The organism is Sphingomonas rhamnosi, from assembly GCF_036663615.1.
Classification (GTDB): domain Bacteria; phylum Pseudomonadota; class Alphaproteobacteria; order Sphingomonadales; family Sphingomonadaceae; genus Sphingomonas.
Genome location: NZ_JAXOJJ010000022.1, coordinates 1 through 6,245, shown reverse-complemented (window position 1 = coordinate 6,245; position 6,245 = coordinate 1). Strand labels below are relative to the sequence as shown.

Below are 6,245 nucleotides of genomic sequence, written 5' to 3'. Positions count from 1 at the left end.
GCCGCGCGGGGCTCAGAAGTTTCCCCGTGCCGCCTCCTGCAGGATCAGTTTGTCCAGTGTCAGGTCGGAGATCGCACGCCGCAGCCGCAGGTTCTCCTTCTCCAGATCCTTCATCCGACGAGCCTGATCGGTCTTCAGGCCACCATATTCTTTGCGCCAGCGGTAGTAGGTCTGCTCGCTGACCGCGATCCGCCGGCATGCCTCGGCGGTCGTCCCGCCCTGGCCCAACACAATTTCAACTTCACGCAGCTTCCCGATGATCTCTTCGGGCTTGTGCTTTTTCGCAGGCATTCGACGTCCCTTCCTTGATCCAGACTCTCATAGTCGATGGACCACTCAGAAGGGGGCAGCTCAACGGAAGGGCCGGGCTATCTGAGCGTCTTCTCTACCAACCTTGCTCACCATTTACGCCCGCCAAGACAGCTTCGGTCGCCGCACAGGGCGGCCCCGATAGGGTCCTACCAGTTAGGCGTAAAACCAGAGGGGCGTTCGCCATCGTATCCCGTCCCATTCGCAATTCCACAACGTGGAAGTTCGTCACAAGGCCGCCGCGATAATACCAAACAATTGTTTTATCACTAAATACATAGGCGCGAACAAACTGACGATGCGGCAAATCTTTTGACTTTTCATCTGAAGCATCGAACGGAACGAACTCCTCGCCAGCATCTGCAACGCCTAACTTAATTCTACGAAACTCCGCAGCGACATCGGGAAGTTCGCGTAACGAGGTAACTATGCGGGCGGGCTTAGAAAACTTGCAGTTAGATGGAACTGGTTCGCTGAAACTTGTCGCTACCGTCTGGGCCTGAATGGACTGAACCCCGAATCCGAGACCGCAGACCACGGCAAAGGTCGACGCCATCTTCTTTCGCATGCCGTATCTCCGATCAATGGCTACCAGACACGAAGACTCTGGTCCGCTTGGTCATAGCTGTCCGCTACCATGATTTCATTGGCAATAGCGGAACGTCCGCTTCCTACCAATTCCGCCTTTCGTGATGCAAAAATCAAAATTTTGCATCAAGTTTAACTGGATCAGTCGTCGGCTACCTCAGCGGCACCAGCTAGCGGCATGGGACTGGGACCGGATGGAGGTCCCACAGGAGATAGCCCATCCTCGTCATCAGAGGGTCCGGGACGACGACGCAGAAATGACTGCCGGCGCTCGAACAGCTCCTTCTCCAGTTCCTTCTGTTCAGCTGTAGGCCTTGGACGCCCGATGAGGTCTTTGACTGGCATAACCATGTCCTCGTTCGTAGCTTGTGCTTCACTGACATAACGCACTGTGCCGGCACGACCAATCGGCATTCCTGATGCAGAACTCGCAGGTTCTGCATCAAGCCGAAAACGGTAGAAACCCGGGCGCTTTCACGATGCATATATCCGATGCACGTCGCCGTGGCATGCGAAAGCGGTCAGTCAGGAAACGCCCAATTTCCGCCGTTCGATCGATCGGCACGCGATCTCGAAACCGATCCGCCGCTACGAGATCGAGTAGCAGCCCAAGTTTGTCCCCTACTACGTTAGGTGCCGTCGTAGCTGGCCGGGGCTGGCCCACTTTGGGACACTGGTACCATTTCCGCTGGCCACCGACCATCAGAGCGCGTCGACATAACATTGTGTTTCCAAAAGACTAGTGTCCTTTGATCCCGCAAATGTGGGTGCGGTGTCGCACACGATCGTTGAAAAAAAGTCGCCGGACCAGCTTGATTGTGAAATTTCGTTAACCTAACCATTCTGCAATTGAGAAGAATGGTCGCACAATGAGTCGGTTTGGTAACTTTCACGGGGAGGGGCACCCATGTCATTGACTGCAAACTATACTTTCGTCGGCAAGGGCAATTGGTCATTGGACGCGATCGGAGGACAAGCCTCGGATGGCGGGACCGTTTCGGCGATCGTACCCGATGGATCACGGGTTGAAGCGGCGTTCCTCTATGGCAGCACCTTTTACGGCGGATCCGTTACTTCGGTCCATCTAGCGAACGGAACCGACTCGCTTACCGCAAGCGGCTTCACGGCGCTTGGGGAAACCTCAGGATTACAGGCCTACCGTACGGATATTACGATGTTCATACGTCAGGCGCTGGATGACGGCGGTGCCGCCGCGTTCGACTTCAACGTGTCGGATATTGTCGGTAGCGCCGTCGACGGCTTCGCACTGATCGTTGTTTATTCGAACCCAGACGAGAGCACGCGGACAATCAGCCTGCTTGACGGGTTCAGCGCTACCACCGGCGACGACTTCTCGCTTACCTTCTCTGAACCAGTGAACACCGCGCAGACGGGCTTTGAGGCACTCATGTCTCTCGGCATCGGCTACGGGTTCCAGCCAGCGGGACAATTCTCGCGCATTACGGTCGATGGGCGCCAACTGACCACATCGGCGGGCGGGCAGGACGACGGCGTGGCAAGCAACGGTGGACTAATCACGATCGGCGGGATCGGCGATTCTTCCGCCAACCCCGACCCCGCTGTTACCGACGGCGGCGGGCCGCGTACCGACGACGAACTCTACGATCTCGCGCAGGGCAATTCGGCCGTCCCGGCTCCGTTCCTGGAGAATGGCGCGACCGGGCTGGCAATCACGACGATCAATCCGTCCAACAACGACAACATCTTCTTTGCAGGCTTTAACATCACCGCCATCGTCGCAGTCGATACCGACGAAAACGATGCGCCGGTCGCGGTGAACGACGCGGTCAGCGTCGCCGAAAACGCGACGGTCAGTTTCGGCGTGCTTGGCAACGACTTCGATCCAGATACAGCGGATACGTTCGCGATCAACAACGTTAACACGGCAGGCCTCGTCGGTTTGCTGACGGATAACGGCGACGGCACATTCAGCTACGACCCGAACGGCCAGTTCGACGCACTCGTTGCCAGCGAAACCGCGACCACCAGCTTTGCCTACACGATCTCCGACGGCGAATTGTCGAGTAGCGCGACCGTAACGATAACCATCACCGGCGTGGGCGGCGACGAACCACCGCCGCCGCCGCCGTCCGACTGCCCGACGGTAGACCGGCCGGGGACGCAAGACGGATCGGCGTCGACCGATGATAGCCTGACCGGGCCAGCATATCACAACACCTTCTACTTCGATAACGCCGCTGGCGGCACCGGCGACGACAGCATCACCAACTTCGCCAAGGACGACATCATTGTCGTGTCGGAAGCGTTGCGGGACAGCAATAACGACGGCATCATCACGTTCGGCAGGAACAAGCTGTTCGACCTGGGTGGTGGCGACACCGTGAAGGTCGATAGCGGAACCACTTCGCTGCGCTTCCTCGGCGAGGCGTGCGAGGGTAGCTTCGTGTACGCCGACGCCAAAGTCCGCCCGTTGAAGGCGAAGGAGGGCTTCGTTCTTTCCAACGACACCCTAACGGGTGACGCCGCCAATTCCAAGACCGACATCTTTTTCTGCGACACCGCGCTGGATCTAAACCTGGGTGCGGACAAGATCGTCAATTTCGGATCGAGCGACATACTGGTCACGACCACCAAGCTGCGCGACGGCAACAACGACGGTCGGGTCAACTTCGGCCACAACGGGCTGTTCGACCTGCCAGGGGGACTTGGCGGTCCAGGCGATCCCGGCACTGCGGGCGAAGGCGGAACGCTCGGCATCAGCAGTACGTCGGCCGCGACAGTAGGCGTGATCGAATTCGACGGATCCGTCATGCATGGTGGCGTGACCTATTACGTCTACAGCGCCGTCGGGTCCGACATCGGGGTCGGCGCGCTCGGTTTCTGATCGACCTTGCAACCTACCAGAACACGCCTCGGCAAGTAATGCTTGCCGGGGCGTTTTCGTGCCCGTCGTTACCTTAACGCCGAACGTCGCGGGGAACCAGTTCGAAAAACTTCACCCGGGCTACAACCTGAATCGGTGGGCCCAATGTCCGCAATCCACCAACTATGGCCATTCGTCTGATATGGGCGGCAGGACCCACGGGGCGGCATAGGCGTTGAAGGAAACGAACAACGAGAGCATTGCATGCCGCACGCCACCAAGATCGTTTACTGCGAAGGCCCCGACAGCCCGCATGCTTTCGACATCGTGCCGCTCCAACCGCGCAACGGCAGCCTCGACGCCATGTGTCCGGTCTGCCAGGGCCGCGGCCAGTGGAACACCGAGATTGATCTGGTCAGTTTCCGTTGCAAACGCACGGCCTGCGATCGCTGTCATGGCGCAGGCTGGGTCGAGACAGGGACCGATCCAGTGGGGTTTCCCGACATCGTGATGTCACCGGAAGGCCATCCGCAGTGGACAATCCGCTATGATGCCCCGGAGACCGCGCCGGATGTGAACCCGGCGGAACCCGGCTTGGCGCAAACGTAATGGCCGGAACGCGGCCAGTCGTTACTGCTCGCGGGCGTCGACAATGGCATCAACTGCCGCCGCGACCCGACGCCAGTCCTTGGGATCTGCCGTATCGCGCAGGATGTCGGCCAGTCGATCGCTGAAATGCTCTGGGTCGTCGTCGCCGAATTCAGCAACGATCGCGGCCGCTTTCTCCCAGACGTCGCGGTCTGACAATGCAGCCGGTTCAGACAGCGGACTTGCCTTCTCGCGTCGGGAACACCGGTCCGCGCACCGTCATCTGTTCCGCAGGATACGGTCGCTGCAACTCAAGCACATCTTCATAGCTGCCGGTGAGCCACCGGTCGTGGTCGTCGGCGTGCAGGATCGTGATCATCGCCTTGGGATGTATCGGCGCGACGAGTTCGTTCGGATCGCACGTCAGCATCGCGAACCAGCGCTTTGCCCCCAGCTGCTGCCAGACACCGGCTACCGCGAATACGTCTTGGTCGACCACGTCGAACCACATCTCACCCTTGATCGGCCGTCCTTCACCCACTTTGAAGCTCTCTGGCGTCCATTCACAGAACTCGGTCAGCGGGATCAGGCACCGGCCTTCAGGCTTCTCAAGCCGGGGCCGCCAGCGCTTCAAGTCTCGGACATTCGTAATTGGGTACGCAGCGCCATTGCCGAGCAAATCCCAGCTCATGACGTCGAGGCCGTTCGCGTTGCCGTCGCGCCGGATCACATAGGCGCGCCCGCGCGGGACCAGTTCGACCGGGTCGAACCTGTTATCCATCGGCTTGCTGGTGAGCCAGCCGCCGCCGAACCGCTCGATCAGCGTCTCAGGCTCGCCGCGGTTGCGCGCGCGGTTGCACATCAGAAGTCGAGGTTGCAGCGCTGGATCTCGGCGAGCAGGGCATCAGCCTCTACGTTGCCGGGCCGCCCGTCGGTACGCTCGAAAGCGCTGCAAAGCTCGGCGTCCGTCATCGCCTTAACCTGCTCGTCGTGCGTGTCGTCCCAATGGATCATGCGGGATCGGACCTTGCAGTCAGCGGTACGGATGCACGCCCGTAACGCTGCACCCCCTCGTCCATCGAAATCATTTCGATCTGCGTCGCGTGACGCGTTGCATGCAGATGCCGCAGGATCATCCCGAGGTCATCCTCGGTAAGGTCGAAGCCTTCTTCGATCACCACGCCTTCGCGGAGGGTCTCCACCCAAGCCGCAAGCCGGTTACATGCGGCGCCAAGGGCGCGGTCTGCGGAGTCGTCAAAAGGAGCCATGTGAGTAGCCTATGCCTGCGCGCACGATTCGGGCAAGGTTACGAGCATGGACGAGCCAACCACTTCCACCGTTGGGATCGACTTGCCGAACTCCGACGAGAGCAAGTCCAACAGGCGTATGGAATCATGCTCTGCGCGCCTGGCGACCCGGTCGAGCTACGCCTCGAACCCAAGAACGAGCACGACAGCAACGCTATCGCCGTTTGGTCCGAACGCGGGGTGCAGATGGGCTATATCAGCGCAAAGCGAGCCCCGCTGATCGGGAAGCGGATGCAGGGAGACGAGGTCGTTGCGGTGTTCCAGGGACTGGTGCACAGCGGAGCCTATATCCGTCTGCGGTTCGGAGGCGGCCCCCCTACCCTGCCCCCGGCGCCGGCCGAGCCACAGCGCGCGCCACCTGCGCCGCGGTCAATGCGCGCTGGGCCGCGGCCGGTGTTCGATCCGCATGCCTTCTATCCGGACGAAGAAGGACCCGAGTTCGGAGCCTAATCAGCACGGTTTCATGAGGCGACCCTGCAAGGCTAGTGCAAGAAGGGAAGGAGAAGCAGCGTCCAGAGGGCGAGACTGACCGGCAGCACCATTACGACCCCCCAGTTTAGCTTCGCGTGATTCATCCGAGGTGACGAATGCATTTGCGTGGCCATCAG

Annotated in this window: 8 protein-coding genes and 1 pseudogene; 3 read left to right on the top strand and 6 right to left on the bottom strand. The window is 60.0% G+C overall.

Features of this window, described 5'->3' with window-relative positions; translation table 11 throughout:
* Window positions 1–291: pseudogene (locus U1701_RS18530) on the bottom strand (transposase); the annotation flags it as partial.
* A gap of 94 nt (window positions 292–385) precedes the next feature.
* On the bottom strand, window positions 386–877 hold the full coding sequence (locus tag U1701_RS18525) for a hypothetical protein (protein WP_332784038.1): 492 nt from the start codon (window positions 875–877) through the stop codon (window positions 386–388).
* A gap of 975 nt (window positions 878–1,852) precedes the next feature.
* On the opposite strand from U1701_RS18525, the gene U1701_RS18520 reads away from it, so the two are divergent.
* Complete coding sequence (locus tag U1701_RS18520; RefSeq protein ID WP_332784037.1) at window positions 1,853–3,763, top strand: cadherin-like domain-containing protein; 1,911 nt, start codon at window positions 1,853–1,855, stop codon at window positions 3,761–3,763.
* Window positions 3,764–4,006: 243 nt separating this feature from the next.
* On the top strand, window positions 4,007–4,351 hold the full coding sequence (locus U1701_RS18515) for a hypothetical protein (protein ID WP_332784036.1): 345 nt from the start codon (window positions 4,007–4,009) through the stop codon (window positions 4,349–4,351).
* Between the two features lie 21 nt (window positions 4,352–4,372).
* Here U1701_RS18515 and U1701_RS18510 read toward each other — a convergent pair whose 3' ends face one another.
* From U1701_RS18510 to U1701_RS18495, 4 genes are read right to left on the bottom strand one after another with little or no spacing between them, the layout of a single operon-like run.
* Window positions 4,373–4,549 (bottom strand): hypothetical protein, encoded by a 177-nt coding sequence (locus tag U1701_RS18510; protein WP_332784035.1) that lies wholly within the window; start codon window positions 4,547–4,549, stop codon window positions 4,373–4,375.
* A 10-nt stretch (window positions 4,550–4,559) separates the two neighbouring features.
* Window positions 4,560–5,192, bottom strand: a complete 633-nt coding sequence (locus U1701_RS18505) for an SOS response-associated peptidase family protein (RefSeq protein WP_332784034.1) — start codon at window positions 5,190–5,192, stop codon at window positions 4,560–4,562.
* Window positions 5,192–5,344 (bottom strand): hypothetical protein, encoded by a 153-nt coding sequence (locus tag U1701_RS18500; protein ID WP_332784033.1) that lies wholly within the window; start codon window positions 5,342–5,344, stop codon window positions 5,192–5,194. The genes U1701_RS18505 and U1701_RS18500 overlap by 1 nt, the downstream gene beginning before the upstream one ends.
* Window positions 5,341–5,598, bottom strand: coding sequence for a hypothetical protein (locus U1701_RS18495; protein WP_332784032.1), 258 nt, complete (start codon window positions 5,596–5,598; stop codon window positions 5,341–5,343). Before U1701_RS18495 ends, U1701_RS18500 begins: the two co-directional genes overlap by 4 nt.
* 126 nt (window positions 5,599–5,724) lie before the next feature.
* On the opposite strand from U1701_RS18495, the gene U1701_RS18490 reads away from it, so the two are divergent.
* Window positions 5,725–6,087, top strand: a complete 363-nt coding sequence (locus U1701_RS18490; RefSeq protein WP_332784031.1) for an HIRAN domain-containing protein — start codon at window positions 5,725–5,727, stop codon at window positions 6,085–6,087.
* The last annotated feature ends 158 nt before the right edge of the window (window positions 6,088–6,245 follow it).